Source organism: Bradyrhizobium liaoningense (assembly GCF_018130955.1).
Classification (GTDB): Bacteria; Pseudomonadota; Alphaproteobacteria; order Rhizobiales; family Xanthobacteraceae; genus Bradyrhizobium; species Bradyrhizobium liaoningense_C.
Window position 1 is genome coordinate 1 of sequence record NZ_JAFCJM010000073.1, and the last position, 20436, is coordinate 20436.

The window sequence follows — 20436 nt, forward strand, 5'->3', positions numbered from 1 at the left end:
CACCCGCTCATGCCCTGTGCATTGCGTAGCGTAGGAGTTGCGTTGAGAGCGTCAGGGTCGGCGGATCAAAGCCGGTCGGCCTTACCAAATGGCCGAAAGACATCCGTCGGTTACAGCCGACTTTTGCAACAAAATCGGCCCTTCAGAGACCTCGGGGGATGTCCGCTTTTTCGCCGCTGTTAGGGGTGGAGCGGACATCGGGCGGACAGCTGCTTAATGAGTACACGTCCTAGACAGCTACAATAAACGCACGGCGGCCGGCGAGCAGCTCTGGTACGTCGATGCGCGTTAGAAAGATCAGCGTAACCACGCCATCCCCGCCCTGGCCTGACGCACCGCCAAGGCTGGAAGAGAGCCTGCTTAGCGCCAACTCAGCCCCCGCCAGCGACGGGCCCACATGGTCTTTGTCGCCGTTCTCTCCGGGGCAGATCACGCCCGCCTGACGTCGGGTGTCCAGAGGGAATGATCTGGAAGTCGGGATGGGTCTCGGCGCTCTTGCCGCAGACCGGATGATGCAGATGCGGGCCAGTAGCAACACCTGTCCGGCCTTCCCATTGTAGCTGCGAGATCGTCTTGTCCCGCCCGATCGGGCGGGTCTTGTCCTCTTCTGTTGTCGGCGGGGCCGGGCCGCGCGCAATCGATCGCACGATCGCTAGTGTCGCCGCCCGGCACGACGGCTTTTATAGCGACCGTCTGCATCGGGAATTCGATCCGCAAGCATCCGGCGAATATGTCGGGTCGCACGTGCGGCGCCTGGAGGCGATGCGGCGCGAGGGGATGGTCAGCCGCCTTGCCGATGGCAGCTGGAACGTCGGGCGGGATTATCTGGACCGGGCGCTTGAATACGAGCAGCTCCAGCAAACGCGCAATCCGGTGCGGGCCGCGGTGCTGTCATGGCAACGGCTCGAGGATCTGCCGCAGGCGCTGGGTGCAACCTGGCTCGATCGCAAGCTTGTTGGGAAGGAGCCCGATGAGCTCGCATCGACCGGCTTTGGGGCGGAGGTGGAGACGGCGCTCCGAACAAGACGGCAATGGCTGATCGAGCAGGGGCTCGCGCGAGAGCAAGGCGGCCAGATGCGTTTTGCCCGGAATATGCTCGAGACGCTCGAGGCGCGCGAGCTGGCGAGGACTGCGGCCGACATATCCGCGCGAACCGGCCTTGAACACGTCGACGTCAAGTCCGGCGACAAGATCGAGGGTGTCTACCGGCGCATGCTGACGCTGAACAACGGGCGGTTCGCCCTGATCGAGCGGTCCCACGAGTTCGTGTTGGTGCCGTGGCGGCCGGTGCTGGAGCGGGCGCGCGGGCAATTGGTCACCGGTCAGGTCGGCGGGGAGGGCATATCCTGGTCGATCGGCATCAAGTGCGGGATTGGACGATAGAGGCTGGATTGCGCCGGCGACAGCTCACCCTCCCCGCGAGGCTGTTCGCGAGGACCTTTTGGATTCACCATATAAGCATTTGAAAATATTTATCATTATACTATTTTTGCGATTTTAGTATATCTCTGTATCCTCCGACTTCCAAAAGCTATACTATTTTCGCGAAAATAGTATAGCGGGGTCTGCCATGGCGCCGAACCAACGTCTCGATATCTCCTACCAGACGCTCTACTCGGAGCTCGTCCAGCGGAGCCTGGATGAAAGCTTCACGTCCGAATTCTCCGCCAACGGTCGGTTCGTGGCCGTCGAGGTCAAGGGCAAAAAATACTGGTACTTCGACACGCCCAAACCTGAAGGGGGCGCCCAGGATCGCCGCTACGTGGGTCCGGTGGATGACCCGGAAATCACCAAGAGGGTCGAAGCGTTCAAGGACCTGAAGGCCGACCTCAAGGGACGCCGCCGTCTCGTGTCCACACTGACGCGCCAGGCCTATCTGCCGCGTCCTCTGCCGATGGCTGGCCAAGTGGTGGAAGAACTGGCGAAGGCGGGCTTCTTTCGTATGAGGGGCGTGCTCGTCGGCACCGTTGCCTACCAGTGTTACTCCGCTGTACTCGGCCGACGCTTGGATGCGGTCGCCATGCAGACCGGCGACGCCGACTTTGCGCAATTCCATGAAATTTCGGTCGCGATCAAGGACTCCATGCCTCCGATCCTGGAGGTGCTTCGACATGTCGATCCAACCTTCCGCGAGGTTCCGAGCCAGGCCGACGGCAGGGTCTCCACCCAATTCGTTTCGAGGGACAACTTCAAGGTGGAATTCCTGACGCCGAACCAGTGGTCCGATGACCAGGCCGGCAAACCAGTCCCGATGCCGGCTTTGGGCGGGGCGGCCGCACTTCCGCTCCGCTTCCTCGACTACCTGATCTACCAGCCCATCCGCGCCGTGCTGCTGCACGGTGCGGGCTTGTCAGTCCTCATTCCATCGCCCGAACGCTACGCCATCCACAAGCTCATTATCGGGTCCCGCCGCAAGGAGGATCGAGACGCAACCGCCAAGAGTGCGAAGGATCGGCTTCAGGCCCGATCGATCACTGAGGCGATGATCGCAAATCGGCAGCACGCTGATCTTGCCTCTGCTTTCATGGAGGCATGGGATCGCGGCGATCAGTGGAAAGCCGCGATACGCACCAGCATCGCGACCTATGACGATGACTTCCAGATGTCGCTCCGAACCGAACTTGCGAAGGGTGTATCCGAGCTCGGCTCCGATCCAGCCGATTACGATCTGGCAGATAAGTCCACCGGCGAGCCGGCTCCAACGCCAAAATGACCTTGGGGCAGGCCTAGTACCGGTCTCGAGCTTCCTGCTCCAATGTCGCCTCGACCAGCAGCAGCGGCAGCACAAGCCTGCATCAACATGATCGCCTCTGCCACGCGGGTGCTGCCAATGAGGATGCCGATATCGGCATGCCGATTACGTCCGCGTCACCGATTATGCTGGAGACCGCGCCTATCGACGGAATTGCAGCGCGAGCATCGAAAGCAGGACCGACTTGCCCGCTCCCGTAGGTCCGACAATGATGGTGTGCCCGACGTCCCCGGCGTGGAGCGACAACCGAAACGGGGTCGCCCCCTTGGTCTTGGCGATCAGAAGCGGCGGGCCGTCAAGGTGCTCACACCGTTCGGGTCCGGCCCACACCGCCGACAGCGGACACATATGGGCGAGGTTCAGGGTGTGGACGATCGGCTGGCGGATGTTGGCATAGGCTTGGCCCGGCAGACTGCCGAGCCAGGCTTCGACGGCGTTGACGCTTTCGCGGATGGCCGTGAAGCCGCGGCTATTGATCACCCGCTCGACCGCACGGATCTTCTCATCAGCCTGATGGGAGTCCTCATCGCTTACGCTAACGGTCGTGGTGATATAGCCGAAGGCGACCAGATCGTCGCCGAGCTCGGAGAGCGCCGCGTCGGCATCAAGTGCCTTGTTGCTGGCGTCAGTGTCGAGCAGCGCCGCCTGCTCGTTGAACATGACCTCCTTGAGGATCGCTCCGAGCGACTTCCGCTTGGCAAACCACTGCCGCCGGTATCGCGACAGAGTTGCGTTTGCCTGCGTACGGTCGAGCGGAATAAACCGGGTTGCCCAGCGATAGGCAATGCCGAGCCGATTCAGTTCATCGAGCAAGCCTGGAAATGTGACGTGCGGAAACCCAAGGACCGTCAACACGCGCAGATGGCTCCGCCCGATCGCCGGCGACAGTCCCCCAGTCAAAGGCTCATCGCTTAGGAAACAATCGAGATAGGCCGGGATCTTGGGAACGCTGACCGGATGGCGCTTGGTCGAGATGCAGCTATGAAGATAGGTGAGCGCCTCCGCATCGCTGAGAGGCCAGATCTCGGGCAAGACTGACGAGAGCAGATCGATCACCCGATCGGTTTCCTGGATGAACCTCTGGAGATGATCGCGATAGCCCTTCTCGTTGCTGGCAAACCTCTGTTGCTCATCAATCTCACCGTCGATGTCCCCTTGCTTGGGGGTTTTGCTCGACGGGACGCGCTGAGTGCGTTGTTCTTTTCGCGCCGCGCGATCCCTCGCCTTGGGACGCTCCAGAAACAGGCCTTCCAGGCGCGAGACCGTTTCGGCCGGCGGCAAATACATCAGCGTAAGATGGAGCACACTTTCGAAGTGCTGCCCGCCGGGGCGTGACGGATCCTCCCACGCCACCCCGGCGGGGCCTTCGAAACCGGCCCGTCGCTCCTCATCCACCAGCCACGACACCGGATCGGGAAATTCCGACCTCGGATATTCGCCAGTTGGGATGCGCGTGGCATCGAAGAAGAGGGCCCAGCCTGAGCCAAAGCGCTTCAGAACGTTGTTGACGCGAGATACGACGCTCATCAGTTCGGCCTCGGTCGCACTGTCGAGGTCCGGCCCGCGGTAGCGTATCGTCCGTTGGAAGCTGCCGTCCTTGTTGAGGATGACGCCTGGCGCGACCAGGCATGCCCAAGGCAGCCAATCAGCCAGCCGATAGGCATTGCCGCGGAATTCTCTCAAGTTCAGCATGCGAGCTGTCCCTTGTGCTTGGTGTGACGGATGGCGACCTCGACGAAGGCCGGATCGCGTTTGGCAAGCCACACGACCGCGCTGTGGCCGATGACCCAGAGGATGAGGCCTGCGAACCAAGGGCGCAGGCCGAGCGCCAGCACGGCCGAGAGGGTCCCGATCAGGATGGCGGCCGCACGCGGGGCGCCGCCGATCAGGATGGGTTCGGTCAACGAGCGGTGGAGCACGAGCTCAAAACCATCGGGACGCATCAGATCAGAGCTCCGCCGCCGAACGAGAAGAACGACAGGAAGAACGAGCTCGCAGCGAAGGCGATTGAGAGGCCAAATACGACCTGGACCATCTTGCGGAATCCGCCGGAGGTGTCTCCGAAGGCCAGAGATATGCCGGTCACTGTGATGATGATGACGGCGACGATCTTGGCGACGGGTCCCTGCACGGACTCCAGGACTCGTTCGAGCGGAGCTTCCCAGGGCATGCCCGAACCGGCAGCGTGTGCCGCCGTGGCGCTGAGCAGCACGCAAGCCGACGCTGCACCGAGCGTGACCAGCGGCAATCCGCTGACCGAGCAGAAGCCGCGCAGGCGAGAACGCACCTTGAGAGATAGGCGAATGGACATTTGCAGTCTCCTTGAGGTCAGGGGCGATGGGATGTGTTTGGAAGTCCGGGCGGGGTCTCGAGCAGGTAGTCGCCAGACGGGTCGAGACCTTTGAGTTCGGCGACGGCCTCGATGCGTCGCGCTGGCCCTCGCCCCTTGATGAAGACGATCAGATCGATTGCCTCGGCGATGAGCCGGCGCGGCACGGTTGCGACTGCTTCCTGGATGAGCTGTTCGATCCGGTAGAGCGCAGCTCGGGCCGAGTTGGCATGAACAGTGGCAATCCCGCCGGGGTGACCGGTATTCCAGGCTTTCAGCATGTCGAGGGCTTCGGCGCCCTGACCTCACCGACGATGATGCGGTCGGGCCGCAGGCGCAGCGTGGAGCGGACAAGATCGGCAAGGCTCGCGACGCCCGGCTTGGTTCGGAGCGTCACGGCATCCTTGGCATCGCAACGCAGCTCGCGGGTGTCTTCGATAATGATCACCCGCTCCTCTAGCCCGGCGATCTCCGCAAGAAGCGCATTGGCAAGCGTGGTCTTGCCCGACCCGGTGCCGCCGGCGATCAGGATGCTGCGCGCCTCGGTCACCGCGGTTGTCAGCACCTTAGCCATCAATGGCGAAGCAATCTGCGCCTTGACATAATCGGATAGCCGGAACGTGGTCGTTGCCGGCTTGCGAATGGCAAAGCAAGGGGCGAGCGCGACCGGCGGCAAGACACCTTCAAAGCGTTCACCCGTCTCGGGGAGTTCCGCCGAGACAATCGGAGACGAACCGCCCGCTTCCGCCCTCACGTGGCTGGCGACAAGCCGGATGATCCGCTCGGATTGGCCACGAGCCGCCGCGTGCGATCGCGCAAGAATTGACTATGCCCGTGCCATTCCTCAGTGACTTTCTTCTCTCCGAAGATCGCGATTGCGATCTGTCGGTAGGTCTTGCCTTTCAGGCTCTCGTCGAGCGCGATCAGGGCCTGGTGCAGGCGCTCGCCGCTTGCGAAGGGAGGCTTTTGAATCGCTGCAAAGTCCACGTCGGTAAAGCGCTGGAGACGTCTTAGAAGCTCGGCTTGAGCTGTCAGATCGTCGAGATCATGCAGCTCATAAACCGGCGTAAACGCCGCGGTCAGCACCGGAAACCCTTGGATTTCGACAGGAACACTGACGCCATTGCGCTTCATGACGACCAGCGGGACACCGTCCGCGCCGATCACCGCATGCCGTTCGGCTTTGAAATCGGACAGGCGCCGGATGCTTGCCTCGCCCTCGTTCGGCTTCCTGGCACTGAGGCGAACCACCCGCTTCAGAGCGCTGACATGCCAAAATGCAGTTGTCTTGCGAGCGCCGAGCCTTGGGTCGGCGAAGGCATAAAGCCCCCACTTCTCGGCTTGCAGAAACCGCCGCCTGAGCCGCAACAGCTTCGTGCCATCGTTCAGCGTGATGCACGGCAGGCGCTGAGGCACGCTGCTTCGCCAGTCGGCGATGTAGTCGGCGTTCCGTCGCAAGAACTCCCAGGCCCAGTCGCCGCCATCATAGGCCGTGGGCGAGCCAGAACCGGCGCGATCGCTGTCCTTGCCTTGCTTGGAATTCACCGAACCGTTCACTAGGCGCTCCCCGAACCACTAATACAACTTTGGATCGATTTGTCCAAAGAGCGCGCGAGCACGGCCCCCGCGAGCAGCTCTCGCGGGGGGCCGGCCGGCGTCAGTCCGCCGGATTCCAGATCAGCGCAAACACGCTGTCGTCGTCCTGGCCGGCGGCGCGGCCGAGATTGGCGTAGAGCTTGCGCGGTCCGAACTCCGGCGCTGCCAGCGACAGGCTCACATAGTCCTTGCGGCTGTTCTCGCCGCGGCGGATCCAGCCTGCCCCGATCTCGACGCCTTGGGTGAAGACGCGGAAGTCGGGATGGGTTTCGGCGCTCTTGTCGCGGTTCGGGATGATATCGATGTCGGCCCGGATAGAGACGGTCTTGAGCTGGCCCTTGTAGCTGCCGTTGTCGTTCTTGGTGACGTATCCGATCGCGGTCATGGTCTTCCTCTTCTGCTTTTCCCGCGAGGAGCCGATCCCCTCGCGATGGCGAGACCGTGATGGGAAGCGAAACGCCTTCGAACCCGCCTTCGGGGCGCAGCGCATGCGGAGCACCTGAGCGACAAGCTTTTTTGAAGCGGAGCGACCGCGAGGAGCCGGATCTTTTCGTCCGGCGGGGAAAAAAGCTTGCGAGCGAGGGTTTTGGCAGGCGGGGCGCTTCCCATAGGTCTCTTCGCCACGCATGACGGGATCGGCCCCGCTGACAACAGACGAGGACAAGCCATCCCGGTCGGGCGGAACAAGACGTTCTCGCAGCTACAATGGGAGGGCGGGACAGGTGTTGCTACTCTCCCGCATCTGCATCATCCGAACAGCGGCAAGACCGCCGAAACCCATCCCGAGATCCGATCATTCCCTCTGGGCACCGACATCGGGCGGGCGCGAACTGCCGCGGATAGACGGCGACAAAGACTACGTGAGCCTATCACACGCGGCGCCCGAATTCGGCCCGCGCAAGCTCTACGCCAATCTTCGCCGCGCCGCCAGCCAGGACGACGACAGCGTGGTTACGCTGATCTTTTGCATCGGCTGGCTAACGCGCATCGAGCTATCAGAGCTGCTCGCGCCCGCCGCGCTCTTTATTGCTGCGGTCTATGCCGTGTACTCATTAAGCAGCTGGCCGCCCGATGTCCGCTCCACCCCGATGAGCGGACCTCCGTACGCCCCGGCGCAACTTCGCAGATGGGCCAATAGCTGACAAGTAGCGGCGGTGGCTCAAAGCGGCCTTGCCGAAGTCATCACTGTCACATTCGAGCCTCCGATAGCCGTAACATCTGCTGCGATTCCGTAGCTCCGCACGGTTGCCCCGTGCCTCCCCAGCAGCGGGCGTGACTCGGCGCGTATCGGTTGACTCGCCGTCAATCTGAATGGTTAGGTGATGCCTTCACAGTTTAATGGCTGAGTCGAACCGGTGGTCACTGCACGAAAGAAGAAACGCGCCGACATTCCGGCTCGCGACCGAATCCTTGAAGTTGCAACCAGACTGTTTACCCAACGCCCGTTCGACGAGATCTCAGCGGAAGATATTGCCCGCGAAGCGGGCGTGGCCCATGGACTCACGTTCCACTACTTCGGCTCGAAGGCCAAACTCTACGAGGAAATTTCACAAGCTGCCGCTGACCGCCTGGATCGGATTCATCTGCAGGCGACACTCGCGGGGTCGGCTCCCGAAAAGCTCCGCAGCTTCTTGGTCGCGCATATGGAGGAGGTCTACCGACGCCGGGTCGATTACGTTTTCCATTCGCGCGGCGGTGGGACCGCGGCAATCCAAGACATTTGGGAACGTTCTCGCAGCCACGGCATTCGGCTGGTCCTGGGCTTCTATGGCGTGACTGCGCCCTCGCTTGAACTTGCTGTCGCGACGCGGGCCTGGCTTGGCTATTTCGATGAGCTCGTTCTGGCCTGGGTGCAGGGAAAGATAAAGAACAAGGCCGCTATCGTAGAGATGGCTTTCCGGCTTTTCCCACTTGCGGTGTCCAACGCTGAGTTGCTTGGCGAAAAGAATATTCCATCGATTTGACAAAGGGTTCATGGCGCGTTCCGTGCCGCATCATTGACTGTTAGTCAAATTTTTGTTGACTGTCAGTCAAACTTGAGGTTGGTTCTCGATCGCGAAAAATAATTCACTGGCGATCGGGAGGGGTCTCATGGAGACCGAGGTGGCAATTGTCGGCGGCGGCCCGGTGGGTCTGACGGCTGCCGCCTTGCTGGGCTCGTTGGGCGTGAACACGATCCTCGTCGAGCGGAATGCGTCGACATCGGCGCATCCGCGGGGGCATGTGGTCAACGCGCGTGCGATGGAAATATTCCGATCGATTGGTTGCGAAGAGCCAGTAGCAAAAGCCGGATTGCCTCCAGAGCGCAACGCGGGAGTCTCCTTCCTGTCCCGGCTGACAGGGCCGGATATCGCGGTATTGGCGACACGGGGCATTCCGGACCGCGACCGGGCACATCAAGCCGCCAGTCCGAGCCGCAAGACGTCATGCCCTCAGGACGTGCTTGAGCCAATCTTGGCTGATGTTGCCGGAAGCTTTGCGCCCGTCAAAGTGCTGTTCTCCACCGAGCTCAAAGAACTCGCGTCCCGACCTGATGGTGTGCGGCTCGAATGTCGGCAGGGGGCCGGCGACCTGGCGATCGAAGCGCGCTACGTGATTGCCGCGGACGGCGCGCGCAGCTTCGTGAGGGAGCGCCTCGGCATCGGGATGACGGGACGAGGACGAATCGGCCGACAGATCGGCATCTACTTCGAGGCCGACCTATGGGAGTTCGTCGAAAAGCGGCCTTATCTTCTGTGGTGGATCTACAACGCCACGACATGCGGAGTGCTCATTGCTCTCGATGGCCGGCGACGTTGGACGTACAATTTCGCCTTCGATCCGGACCAGGAAAGCGTCGAGTCGTTCACGACCGAGCGCTGCGAAGCGATCGTGCGTGCAGCCATCGGCTCGGACGACGTTCCGCTCGAGATCCATAGCATCCTGCCGTGGAGAATGCAGGCCCGCCTTGCGGACCAGTTCAGCAAAGGTCGGGTATTCATCGCTGGGGACGCCGCCCATCCGCTGCCGCCAACGGGCGGGCAAGGAATGAACACCGGCATTGGTGACGTGCACAATCTGGCGTGGAAATTGGCCTTCGTGTTGCGCGGCAACGCTCCGGCCTCGCTTCTCGAAAGCTATAACGAGGAGCGCCGTCCTGTCGCTCAGACCAATATCGAGCAGAGCGTTCACAACGCAATGAAGATGGCGGAGAGTGGTCTTTCCGGGATGGCAACGCACGACAGCCCGATCGCCAAGATGCTTGAGGGCCCGGATTCCGCGGCAGCGGAGCGTCACATCCGGGAAGTGATCCCGAGTCTTCGCGAGCACTTTGACTACATAGGCCAGACATTCGGTCACGCCTATTCCTCCCGATGGATATCGCCTGACGGGACGTCGGCTCCGCCCTTCCGCATTGAGCAGTACGAACCGGTTGCCTGTCCTGGGCACCGAGCACCCCATCTCTGGCTGCAAGGACCAAACGGCAGGTTGTCGACCATCGATCTTGCCGGTGCCGGGTCCTTCTTGATGCTGACGACCCCCGACGGAGCCGATTGGCAACGCGCCTTTGCCAAGGTTTCCGCAGAGCTTCATGTTCCAGGGCGCTCCTGCAGCATTGGCACGAGCGGCGACTACATCGATCAAGACGGATCATTCGTTCAATCATACGGCATCGGTCCGCGCGGGATGATCTTGATTAGACCCGACGGCTACGTAGCCGCGCGTAGCTTTCACGCAGTGCCCGATCCAGGAAAATTCTTCGAACGCGCTCTCAGAACTGCATTGGCGGGACCGGACCTCAGAAATGACGAGGAGCCGTCCGCCGCTTGAGAGCAACGCGAACTTACGAACAAAACAACAATGCCAGGGAGGAACTCTATGAACAAAGGAATGCAATACGCAGGACGAGCATTGAGTCTTGCGATGATCGCTCTGAGCGCCCTGCACGGATCCTCGCAGGCGCTCGCACAATCGCCGGTCCCGACGACAATTGCCTTGCCGGCTCAGTCCCTCCTATTCGCGCCGCTCTACATCGCGCAGGAGCGTGGTTTCTTTCGCCAGCATGGGATCGAGCCAAAGGTCATCTATGTCGCCGGGCCCGGCGTCATCAACGCGATGCTCGGCAAGAGCGCAGAATTCTCGTTGATCTCGGGAGGCATCCAAATTGCGGCCGCGGCCCGAAATCAGAAGCTAGTCGCGATAGCCAATACGCAGGATCGCTTCACGACAGATATCGTGATCCGCGACGCTGTAGCCAAAAAGCTAGAAATGGCGCCCAACGCCGACGCAATGGCAAAAATCCGCGTCTTGAAAGGACTCACGATCGGGGTCGACGCAATCAACGGTCTTCCCCATAGTTTCCTGCGATTCGTCGCGATCAAGGCGGGCATGAACCCGGAGACCGATTTCACGATTACCGCGCTACAGCCGCCCGCGATGGTCGCGGCGCTCAAGGCAGGTACGATCGACGCTATGGTGTTCTCGCCTCCGTTCTCTCTTCTGGCCGTCAAAGAAGGCGGTATTCGATGGCTGTCGGGGCCGGAGGTATCTCTCCCCGAGTTGAAGCCCTTTCCATATAACGTCGTTCTGGTTCGGCCGGGCTACTGCGATACCGAAACGGTGCGCTGTCAGGGCTTCGTGGCGGCTCTGAAGGACGCAATGGCGTTGATGAAATCGGACCGCTCCGCGAGTCTGGAGGCGCTCGGCAAAACATTCGACAAGATGGAGCCTGAGATCCTGAAGTCATCCTACGAAGTGTTTGCCCCGTTCGCTCAGCCGGACATGAAGCTGACGAGCGCGATGCTAGACAACGTCATCGCCTTCGATCGGATCAGCGGAATCATTCCTCCTGACGCCAAACTGCCCCCCGAGTCAGAACTTTATCTAACAGCGTTCACTCCGTAGAGGGCGACGGAATAGAACCCATGAGTAGAGCCACCTTCGATAGAATCGCATTCGGAGCTATGCTGCTGCTTGTTTGGCAAGCGGCAAGTGTCTGGACTGGGCCTGAGTCGATAAGTTCGCCGCTTCTCGTTGTGCAGCAGCTGTATCGCTGGTCGCTCGACGGCGTCCTGGGGACCAATGCCGGCTATACACTGCTGGCTGCCGTCCTCGGATTTGTCATCGGCGGATTGCCAGGATTGGCGCTTCCGTTCGTCCTGCGGAAGCGGCCATTCGTGACTGCGATGCTCGATCCGTTCATTTTGATTGGATACGGGCTGCCGAAGGTCGCATTCATCCCCCTCTTCATTATTTGGTTCGGAATCGGCATCTGGAGCAAGGTTGCTCTCGTCGCGAGCGTCAGCTTCTTCCTCGTGTTCTTCAGTACAATGGAAGGCGTTCGAGGTGTCGATCCTCGCCTGCTCCGAATGGCAAAGGTTGCGGGCGCGAGTGAAGCGCAGTTGTTGCGCACCATCGTCTGGCCTTCTGCTTTGCCGTTCGTTTTTCAGGCGGTGCAGGTGACGTTACCTCTTTCGATTGGCGGAGCGGCGATTGCCGAACTGATCTCCTCCAACAGAGGCTTGGGTTATCTGGTTCAATTTTCCGCGGGAAATTTCGAGGTGACGGGCGCACTCGCCGCGGTAACAGCCCTCGCGTTAGTCGTGGCCATCACCAACGTCGGCATCGATCGGTTGCACGACCGCCTGTTGGCTTGGAAGGGTCCTCATTCCAAAGGCGTTAGTTCGGGAAGCCTCACATGAGACTGAACGGTAAGCCGCTCCTGGATGTTTGCAATCTTGGCAAGCGCTTCCAAGGGCAGAGCAAAGACGGCATTCGCTGGGTCGTAGAGGGCATGTCGTTTGCGCTCTACGAAGGTGAATTCGTCACGCTGATCGGACCCTCAGGCTCCGGCAAATCAACGTTGCTCAATATGATCGCGCAGATCGATATTCCTTCGAAAGGGGAGATATTGTTTCGCGGCGAAGTCATCAACGACTCGAGCCGCAGCAAGCCTTCCCCGGGATGCGGCGGTCGCATCGGATATGTGATGCAAGACGATAATCTTTTGCCCTGGCGGACTCTGCGGGAGAATGTCGAGTACCCGCTCGTAGTCCAGGGTCGACTAAACAGCGAGACCAAGCAACGCGTCGACGAATTGATTCAGATAGTGGGGCTAGGTGGCTTCGAAGGCTACTATCCTCACCAGCTGTCCGGCGGCATGCGGAAGCGCGCATCCATAATCAGAACACTGGCCTACGATCCGCCGGTCATCTTGATGGACGAACCATTCGGCGCGTTGGACGCCGAATCTCGGCTCCATATTCAGTCGGATCTCGTCAAGTTGTGGCAGCGAGGAGAGAAAACGATCCTGTTCGTCACCCACGACATCAATGAGGCGATCGCCCTTGGAGACCGGACGATAACGCTGACGAAGTCGCCCGCTTGCGTCCGAGGTGAACACGTCATCGATATCCCACGCCCTAGAGCGCTCGATAGCATCGTGACCGCACCGCAGTTCCCGGGCTTGTTTAATCGGATCAGGGCGCAAGTTTGATGCCGAATTCGTCAATTATCTCGGCAGGTCAGTCGCAGATGGTAATCGTTCCGTCGCCATTAATCATCGCACGCACGGCGGTCGCCGTCGTGCTAGTTGGCATGTGGCTCGCGGCCGCGCGGGCATATCCGACGCTTGTCGCGACGCCGCAAGGCACGCTCCACAGGGTCATGGAGCTGATCTCGAATCGAGATATCTTCCAGATGATGGCGACAACTGCAGAAGAAGCCGGCATAGGGCTCATGGTAGGAGCGGGTCTCGGTGTTGTACTTCCCTTTCTTGTCCAACTGTCGGCGCGGCTTCAGGCCGTAGTCGAGCCGTTCGCCCGAACCGCTGTCGGAATCCCTAAGCTGGCGCTGAGTCCCATCCTCATCCTGTGGTTCGGTATTGGTCTTGGGTCGAAAATCGTGCTCGTTGCGTTGATGACCTTCTTCCTGGTCTTCGTCGCGACAGCCGCCGGAATACGATCCATCGGCCCGAACCTTGTACAAACGGTATCGATCTTCGGGGCAAGCAAGATCGAAGTGGCGCGCGAGGTGATCTGGAACAGCGTCCAGCCGTTCGTGTGGACGGCGCTGCGGGCCGCGCTTCCATGGGCCATCAATGCATCGCTTGTCGGCGAGTTTCTCGCGGCCGAGAACGGCGTAGGTCACTACATCGAGCAATCCTACAACTCTGCAGACATTGCGGGCGTCTATGCCGGCATAACCTTGATCGTATTCATCGTCTTCGCGTCCGACGCAGTGCTTATGGCTTTGCAGCGGCGTTGTCTTGCGTGGCGTCCTGTCGATCAGGATGTCGTTTTGCATTAATCGGGAGACGAATGATGAAGCTCTATTTTGCGCCCGGCGCCTGCTCGATCGGCATTCACTATCTGCTGCAAGAAATCGGATGCCGTTTCGAATTACGGAAAGTCGATATTCGCGACGGAGAGAATTTTCAGGCCTGGTACACCGCGATCAATCCGAAACACAAAGTGCCGGCGCTTGAGCGTGCAGGCGGGTCGGTCCTCACCGAATTCCCTGTCATCGCGAGATATCTCGCCGAACAGGCGCCTTCGGCGGGTCTGATGCCGTCTGACCCGGAGACTGTTCTGAGCACAAGTGAGCTGACCGAGTTCATCGTTTCGACCATCCACATGCAGGGCTTCTCGCGCGCGTTTCGTCCGGGCAAATTTGCGATGGCTGAAGCAGACCATGAGGCGACGCGGGCGCGTGGGCGAGAGATCATCCAAGAAGGATTTCTCGTCGTCGATCGTCACCTGCGACAGAACACAGGGCCATCATTCGCCGATGGCGCGCTTTTCTACATTCTTTTCTGGGCTTGCGAGCGTCTCAAGCTCGAAGTCCCGGCGGCGTGCGCCGCTCGGTGGAGCGAATTCAAATCCCGGCCTTCCGCGCAACGCGTATTCGCAGCAGAAGAAATAGCCCTTTAGGCCTGCGAGGCCGGCGCGGAAAATTAAGGCAACGCATCGATCTGGGAAACGGCGGAGGAAACGTTCATGGCACTCAAATCATTGGGCTACGTTGGCGTAGAATCGACCAAGCTTGAGGACTGGGAGGGCTTCGCGACGCGGCTGCTCGGTATGCAGAAGGTCGACGCAGCCGCCAAGGTTCGGGCGTTTCGCATGGACGATCGACAGCAGAGGCTTGTCGTGACCGGCGCTGAGAATGATGGTCTCGGCTTCCTCGGCTGGGAGGCCGAAAGCAAGGCTGATCTCGAGGAGTTGGCAGCTCGCCTGGATAACGCCGGCGTGGCTGTTTCTAAGGGGACGCGCGCTCTTGCGGACGAGCGCCGTGTCGCGGATCTCATCGCATTTCGCGATCCGGGGGGCCACCGGGTGGAAGTATTTCATGGGCAGGAGATTTCGCCGGACCCGTTCAAGCCAGGCCGGCCCATCTCAGGCTTCAAGACCGGCCCTCTTGGGATGGGGCACGTCGTTATGAACGTCGCCACTGTGGACGATTTGTTGCCGTTCTATCGCGATCTATTGGGCTTCCACATTACAGACTATGGTCTGTCGCCATACCCGCTCTACTTTCTGCACATCAACGGCCGCCACCATAGCTTTGCTATGGTCGGCTCGGGCAAACGCAGTTTCCACCACTTCATGGTTGAGATGCAGAGCTTCGACGATGTGGGGCAAGGCTATGATCTTGCTCAACTCGAAGAGGGGCGAATAGCCTATACCCTCGGCCGCCACACGAACGATCACATGACATCATTCTATGCTCACTCGCCCTCTGACTTCTTCGTGGAGTACGGTTGGGGCGCGCAAGTGATCGACCCCGGGACTTGGCAGCCTTTCGAAACCTTTGATGGCCCGAGTCTATGGGGGCATGAGCGGCTGCACCTTCCGGAGGAGCAGCGAGTTCGCATGCGCAACATGCGACTAGATGCTGCAGCCCGCGGCGTGCGGGTCCCGGACCCGAACTGCGCCTGGCTCGCCTCGGTCGTGGCCCAAGAGCCGGTGGTAAGCCAGGAATAAGTGCGACCGCGGGCGCAATCGTGCCGGCGAGCCGCGCGGACAGCTGATACTCGGCGAATTGCGCGGCGGTCATCAGCAAGGCCGTTGCACCGGTGCGCGTTTAAACAACCTGCTCCAGAGGGGAATTCTCGTGAAACTCATGTCCTTCTATACTCGCGATGGTCGAGCAAGCTACGGCGTGATGCGTCATGATGGCGTGGTGGATCTCGGCGGACGACTTGCCGCCCAGGGAGCCCCGACACTGCGGGCGCTGCTTGCAAAGGGTAAGCTCTATGTAGCGCGGAAGATTGCCGAGGAGAACAGGAGCGACCTGAAGGCCGAAGACGTCGTGTTCGCCCCGGTAATCCCGGATCCGGAAAAGATCATCTGCGTCGGGTTAAACTATCACGATCACGTCGCGGAGACCGGACGAACCGCCACGGAATTCCCCGTGCTGTTCGCCCGTTATCCGGCAAGCCAGACTGGGCATCTGCAGCCCTTGGTCAGACCCAAGGTCAGCAATTCGTTCGACTTCGAAGGCGAACTCGCCGTGATCATAGGTTCGGCTGGACGACATATCACCGAGCAGCGAGCGCTGGAGCATGTCGCGGGATACTCCTGTTACAACGAAGGGAGCATCCGCGACTGGCAGCGTCACACGAGTCAGTTCTTTGCGGGGAAGACATTCGATCAAAGCGGCAGCTTCGGTCCGTGGATGGTAACCACCGACGAAATTCCCGACCCCTCAAGGCTTACGCTCGAAACGAGGTTAAACGGGCAAGTGGTGCAGCATACGACGACCGATCTTATGATCACGGGCATACCACGCCTGATCGAGTACATTTCGACGATCTTGCCACTGGCTCCTGGAGACGTCATCGTCACTGGAACTCCTGGTGGCGTCGGTGCCAAGCGGACACCCCCACTATGGATGAAGCCGGGCGACGTTGTCGAGGTGGAAGTCAGTAGTGTAGGCGTGCTCAGAAACGGGGTAGTCGCTGAAGCAGCGTAGAGGTTGGATGACGGGACCAACCTCGCTCGATCGCAACTGTGCGAGTTCTTCATTGAGACCCAGGGCTGACGTGAATTTTGATCCCATGGTTGAAGAAGGCATTATCCCCAAACATCAAAGAGCGGTTGTCATTACAGCCGCCGGCGGGCCGGACGTATTGCATCTGGTCCCGGATTGGCCAATTCCGACGCTTGGTGCCAACGACGTGCTGATCAAGGTCGTTGCTGCAGGTGTCAATCGGCATGATGTCCATCAGCGGGCCGCCGGCCCGACGCGCGAACCAAATCCAGTTCCCGGTCTGGAGGCATCGGGATGCATCGTGGCCTGCGGCAAAAACGTTCCGCAAAACCGCATCGGCGAAGCCGTAGTGGCCCTCACCGATGGTGGGGCATACGCCGAATTCGTATCGACCGATCAGGAACTGGCGCTCTCGGTGCCGGCCGGATACGACCATATTGCCGGTGCCGCTTTGCCGGAGGCGCTATTCACGACCTGGTTCAATTTTTTCGAATTGATGCGGATTAAGCGCGGTGAAACGGCGCTCATCCATGGTGGCGCCAGCGGCGTCGGAACTATCGCTATTCAGGTTCTGCGAGCACTTGGGCACGACGTCTTCGCGACGGCCGGGACGGCGGAAAAGCGAGAGGTCGCACGCTCATTGGGATGTCGCGCCGTATTCGACTATGCAGCGCCTAACCTGTCCACCCAGATATTGGCCGCAACGGACGGGCGCGGCGTGGATACTGTGCTCGACACTTCGGCAGGCGCTCACCTCGCCGACGATCTCGAAGCTCTCGCACCAGGAGGACGAATTTCGCACTTATCGGCCGGCGGCGGGAAGAGCTTGGCATTGCCGCTGCGTGCACTCATGTCGCGGCGGGCCTCCATTGCGGGCGGCTTTCTTCGATCTACCCCACTGGAGCTCAAGCGTCGCTTAGCCTCTGGTCTGAGGGAGCAACTCTGGTCTCGGCTCAGTAGAGATATCCGCCCTGTGATCGACAGTACCTACGATATGGACAGCGCTTCCGCGGCGCATGCTCATATGGAGACGTCCCGCCACATAGGAAAAATTGTTCTGAAAGTTTCCTCTCCTTGATTGACGTCGATGGCGTCCCAAGGCGTCCAGTGGGTATGCGCAGAACGCGACCAGCGCGAAGAAGGGCCGCGCGCCGGCGACTTCGAAGTCGCCGAGGGTCAACACACGCGCTTGCTCGATGGCGAGTTCGCCGGGTTTCGTACCATTCAGTAGCTTGGCGGCATACGCGCTGGCGCGGCGAAAGCCGTCGAGGGGTCGGTTGAATAGGACACTAAGAGGCCGGACCGCAGGAGATGGGTAGTCCTATTTCGACGGCGAGATTGCTTCTTCGAGTGGGTCGAACGCCAAATTGTCGTCGTGTGGTCGGTCATCGATACGGCGGCGACGTTCGGCTCGTCGAAGGACAGCAGCAGTGCTGCTAAGCGTTCCGATCGCAATGTGGAATCGCCAAGCTGCTACGAGGGAGAAATCGCTATACGGCTCAGTCTGAGTCCGCTTCGGGTCAAAAGCGCCGCTTTGGCATACGGGCGGTCACTTCCGGTCTACTCGAGAACCGGACGTCTTCGGTGAAGCACGCTGAGGCTAGCCGCTACGACGGTCCTGCCGCGGCCGGGCGCGAGCTCCTCGAGCTGGCCGCCGGGGTCGAGCCGGTCCAGGATGTAGGAGACGCGGCGGATCATTGAGGAGTACGCCGCCGACCTCGAGAGCTGCTTCGGAAGCTACGCCGCAAGATGAACTAAGGTCGTCTTCGGCTGATCTGCATTTCGCGCAGCCTAGACCGTCCGGGAACCGGAACGTCGGCTTCTGCATATTGGATTCGTGAAATTCAAGCCCAACGGTTAGGACCCGTCAGACGAGGTTGTGTCATGCAGCGACGACGCCGTTTCACGCAAACCGTGTCCCTGGAAGAACGCCTTGCCGAAGAAGCAAAACGCCTCCGAGAAGCAGCCAGATCCCTCCCTCCCGGTCCGCTACGGGAGGACACCCTCCGCAAAGCCCGCCAGGCCGAGATCGGCTCGCACATGAGCCAGTGGCTGAGATCGCCCGGCCTACAGCCGCCGGACTGAGACGGCCATGGCAATGCCCTGGGATTGGTAGTGAGCGGCCGCGGCAACGCGTGGGTCAAGAAGACCTGCGCGCAGCGGGAGACGCTCACCATCGCCGGTTTCGCGCTCGAGGAAGGCAAGTGGGACGGCATCTACCTTGGCCGGCGCAAGGGCGGCGACCTCGTCTATGCCGGCAAGGACGGCTTCGACAAATCCTCCGCCGCCGACCTGCAGAAACGGCTGAAGCCGCTGATCCGGAAGACGCAGCCTTACGCCAAGCGCATCGCGCACAAGGGCATCTGGGTCGAGCCGAAGCTGCTCGCGGAGATCGAGTACCGGGCCAAATCGGCCGAAGGAAAGGTCCGGCACCCGCTCTTCAAAGGACTGCGAGAGGACCTTTAAGAAGCCAGTTACGCAGCCTTTACGTGCCCTAAGTCATATGTAGCGGACTGATCGGGGAATCCGCCGTGCAAGTCGTCCAGTAGCCGCTGCTCGCGCTCGATCCGTCTTCGGTAGAGCTGGCGCTCGGCCTCGGTTTTGGCGCTCGCCAGCAGGAGGCGATAGTGTCCGATCACCTTTTCGCTGCCGCGGATGAGGAGGTCGCGAAGGTCGCTCATAGCCCGCCCCTCGCTTCTACGGAGCCAACCGGGCCGTTCGGCACCGTAAACGCGACAGGGAAGGTTTTCGTGGCAAGGGATTCGAGCGAAGCCTTCTCCTCGGCGAGGCGACGTTCGATAAATTGACGTTCAAGCTCCGATAGCTTCGTGCGAAGCAGTCGCCGGTAGCGGTGGATGTTGTTGCGGTGCGCGCGGATGCGGGCCAGATCTTCATCGAGCATCGTCGTCACTCCTGACGGTCGTCACGGTCCTTTTGGTGTTGAGCAAACTGGGAAAGAGAATTCCCGGCGCAAAAAAATATTCGGACGCGAGTGGCTGTCAAGTCACCTCTCGCCGCATCTCCGAGTCCTTGGTAGTGCGCTGCAGCAGGTGGCGAGCGGGGCCGGGATCGCCGCAAAAATTTTTGTGGCAGACCTCTTGAAACGGCTTCTCGTTTTTCTAGATCATTTTTCGCCGCGAGAGCGGTGTGCCGGGCGCCTTCACGGGTCCGGCGCGGGCGCCGGGCCGGGTATCAGACCCGCTCTGACTCCTGCCTTGCGCTCCTTGTATCCATCTTGCTCTTTGGAGGACTTGGTTATGAGGACCACGTTGGACTTCGCGCCCCTGTGGCGCTCCACCATCGGCTTCGACCACCTGGCCGACCTCGTCGACAGCACGTTGCGCCAGGCAAGCGAAGACCACTATCCCCCGTACAACATCGAACGTACCAGCGAGGACCACTACCGGATCTCGCTTGCCGTCGCCGGCTTCGGAGCCGACGACATCGCCGTGACGGCCGAGCAGAACGCGCTCATCATCGACGGCAGGAAGCCCGATAAGGCGGCCGGCGAGTACCTGTACCAGGGCATAGCTGCGCGTCCGTTCCGGCGCGTGTTCAACCTGGCCGACTATGTCCAGGTGAAGGACGCTTGCTTCCGCGACGGCCTGCTCATCATCGATCTCGTCCGCGAGGTGCCAGAAGCCATGAAGCCGCGCCGGATCCAGATCGGAAGCGGCGCCTCTCCGTCGCAGATCGAGCAGAAGAAGGCAGCCTGACGCTGGATCGAGGTTCGGCGGCGGAACGCGGCGCGCGCAAGCGTGGCCGCGCTCCCTGGCCCATGCAATGA

At 60.7% G+C, this 20436-nt stretch carries 22 protein-coding genes and 2 pseudogenes; 16 read left to right on the forward strand and 8 right to left on the reverse strand.

Features of this window, described 5'->3' with window-relative positions; genetic code table 11:
• Positions 1-573 precede the first annotated feature (573 nt).
• Both JQ632_RS33985 and JQ632_RS33990 read left to right on the forward strand, forming a co-directional pair.
• On the forward strand, positions 574-1383 hold the full coding sequence (locus JQ632_RS33985; RefSeq protein ID WP_249152732.1) for a DUF3363 domain-containing protein: 810 nt from the start codon (positions 574-576) through the stop codon (positions 1381-1383).
• A gap of 187 nt (positions 1384-1570) precedes the next feature.
• Positions 1571-2713, forward strand: coding sequence for a GSU2403 family nucleotidyltransferase fold protein (locus JQ632_RS33990; RefSeq protein WP_212407072.1), 1143 nt, complete (start codon positions 1571-1573; stop codon positions 2711-2713).
• Between the two features lie 180 nt (positions 2714-2893).
• Here JQ632_RS33990 and JQ632_RS33995 read toward each other — a convergent pair whose 3' ends face one another.
• The 6 genes and pseudogenes from JQ632_RS33995 to JQ632_RS34020 all read right to left on the reverse strand — a co-directional run bounded on the left by JQ632_RS33995 (position 2894) and on the right by JQ632_RS34020 (position 7062).
• Positions 2894-4444: a hypothetical protein gene (locus tag JQ632_RS33995; RefSeq protein ID WP_249152733.1), complete on the reverse strand. Its 1551-nt coding sequence runs from the start codon at positions 4442-4444 to the stop codon at positions 2894-2896.
• A complete protein-coding gene (locus tag JQ632_RS34000; RefSeq protein WP_212407074.1) occupies positions 4438-4695 on the reverse strand; it encodes a VirB3 family type IV secretion system protein in 258 nt (85 codons plus the stop codon). The genes JQ632_RS33995 and JQ632_RS34000 overlap by 7 nt, the downstream gene beginning before the upstream one ends.
• Complete coding sequence (locus JQ632_RS34005) at positions 4695-5063, reverse strand: TrbC/VirB2 family protein (protein ID WP_212407076.1); 369 nt, start codon at positions 5061-5063, stop codon at positions 4695-4697. Before JQ632_RS34005 ends, JQ632_RS34000 begins: the two co-directional genes overlap by 1 nt.
• Positions 5064-5080: 17 nt before the next feature.
• Positions 5081-5871: pseudogene (trbB, locus tag JQ632_RS34010) on the reverse strand (P-type conjugative transfer ATPase TrbB); the annotation flags it as partial.
• A complete protein-coding gene (locus JQ632_RS40365) occupies positions 5832-6638 on the reverse strand; it encodes a DNA -binding domain-containing protein (protein WP_212407078.1) in 807 nt (268 codons plus the stop codon). The pseudogene trbB and the gene JQ632_RS40365, both read right to left, overlap by 40 nt.
• Positions 6639-6738: 100 nt before the next feature.
• Positions 6739-7062, reverse strand: a complete 324-nt coding sequence (locus tag JQ632_RS34020) for a DUF736 family protein (protein ID WP_074447821.1) — start codon at positions 7060-7062, stop codon at positions 6739-6741.
• Positions 7063-7399: 337 nt separating this feature from the next.
• On the opposite strand from JQ632_RS34020, the gene JQ632_RS39790 reads away from it, so the two are divergent.
• The 13 genes and pseudogenes from JQ632_RS39790 to JQ632_RS34080 form a co-directional block, all read left to right on the forward strand.
• Positions 7400-7819, forward strand: coding sequence for a hypothetical protein (locus JQ632_RS39790; RefSeq protein WP_249152734.1), 420 nt, complete (start codon positions 7400-7402; stop codon positions 7817-7819).
• 213 nt (positions 7820-8032) lie between these two features.
• Positions 8033-8641, forward strand: coding sequence for a TetR/AcrR family transcriptional regulator (locus JQ632_RS34030; protein ID WP_212407080.1), 609 nt, complete (start codon positions 8033-8035; stop codon positions 8639-8641).
• A 127-nt stretch (positions 8642-8768) separates the two neighbouring features.
• Positions 8769-10487 carry an FAD-dependent monooxygenase gene (locus JQ632_RS34035; RefSeq protein ID WP_212407082.1) on the forward strand — a complete coding sequence of 573 codons (1719 nt, stop codon included), beginning with the start codon at positions 8769-8771 and terminating at the stop codon, positions 10485-10487.
• A 48-nt stretch (positions 10488-10535) separates the two neighbouring features.
• Positions 10536-11561, forward strand: coding sequence for an ABC transporter substrate-binding protein (locus JQ632_RS34040; protein WP_212407084.1), 1026 nt, complete (start codon positions 10536-10538; stop codon positions 11559-11561).
• Positions 11562-11581: 20 nt separating this feature from the next.
• Entirely contained in the window at positions 11582-12358 is a 777-nt protein-coding gene (locus tag JQ632_RS34045; RefSeq protein WP_212407086.1) for an ABC transporter permease, read from the forward strand.
• Positions 12355-13152: an ABC transporter ATP-binding protein gene (locus tag JQ632_RS34050; RefSeq protein WP_212407088.1), complete on the forward strand. Its 798-nt coding sequence runs from the start codon at positions 12355-12357 to the stop codon at positions 13150-13152. Before JQ632_RS34045 ends, JQ632_RS34050 begins: the two co-directional genes overlap by 4 nt.
• The gene (locus JQ632_RS34055) at positions 13152-13964 is read left to right on the forward strand and encodes an ABC transporter permease (protein WP_212407090.1); all 813 of its coding nucleotides are present in this window, start codon (positions 13152-13154) and stop codon (positions 13962-13964) included. Before JQ632_RS34050 ends, JQ632_RS34055 begins: the two co-directional genes overlap by 1 nt.
• An 11-nt stretch (positions 13965-13975) precedes the next feature.
• The gene (locus tag JQ632_RS34060) at positions 13976-14587 is read left to right on the forward strand and encodes a glutathione S-transferase family protein (protein ID WP_212407092.1); all 612 of its coding nucleotides are present in this window, start codon (positions 13976-13978) and stop codon (positions 14585-14587) included.
• A gap of 66 nt (positions 14588-14653) precedes the next feature.
• Positions 14654-15640: a VOC family protein gene (locus JQ632_RS34065; protein WP_212407093.1), complete on the forward strand. Its 987-nt coding sequence runs from the start codon at positions 14654-14656 to the stop codon at positions 15638-15640.
• 130 nt (positions 15641-15770) lie between these two features.
• On the forward strand, positions 15771-16631 hold the full coding sequence (locus JQ632_RS34070; RefSeq protein ID WP_212407095.1) for a fumarylacetoacetate hydrolase family protein: 861 nt from the start codon (positions 15771-15773) through the stop codon (positions 16629-16631).
• 70 nt (positions 16632-16701) lie between these two features.
• Complete coding sequence (locus tag JQ632_RS34075) at positions 16702-17727, forward strand: NAD(P)H-quinone oxidoreductase (RefSeq protein WP_312015691.1); 1026 nt, start codon at positions 16702-16704, stop codon at positions 17725-17727.
• Between the two features lie 806 nt (positions 17728-18533).
• A complete protein-coding gene (locus tag JQ632_RS39795) occupies positions 18534-18734 on the forward strand; it encodes a hypothetical protein (RefSeq protein ID WP_080584096.1) in 201 nt (66 codons plus the stop codon).
• Between the two features lie 33 nt (positions 18735-18767).
• Positions 18768-19115 (forward strand): annotated as a pseudogene (locus JQ632_RS34080) (DNA ligase); the annotation flags it as partial.
• A gap of 8 nt (positions 19116-19123) precedes the next feature.
• On the opposite strand, the gene JQ632_RS34085 reads toward JQ632_RS34080, so the two are convergent.
• Together JQ632_RS34085 and JQ632_RS34090 are read right to left on the reverse strand one after the other, a co-directional pair.
• The gene (locus tag JQ632_RS34085) at positions 19124-19330 is read right to left on the reverse strand and encodes a hypothetical protein (protein WP_212407097.1); all 207 of its coding nucleotides are present in this window, start codon (positions 19328-19330) and stop codon (positions 19124-19126) included.
• Entirely contained in the window at positions 19327-19551 is a 225-nt protein-coding gene (locus JQ632_RS34090; protein WP_212407099.1) for a hypothetical protein, read from the reverse strand. The genes JQ632_RS34085 and JQ632_RS34090 overlap by 4 nt, the downstream gene beginning before the upstream one ends.
• A gap of 355 nt (positions 19552-19906) precedes the next feature.
• Between JQ632_RS34090 and JQ632_RS34095 the strand changes: the two genes are divergently transcribed.
• Positions 19907-20365: an Hsp20 family protein gene (locus JQ632_RS34095; protein WP_212407101.1), complete on the forward strand. Its 459-nt coding sequence runs from the start codon at positions 19907-19909 to the stop codon at positions 20363-20365.
• Positions 20366-20436: the final 71 nt, after the last annotated feature.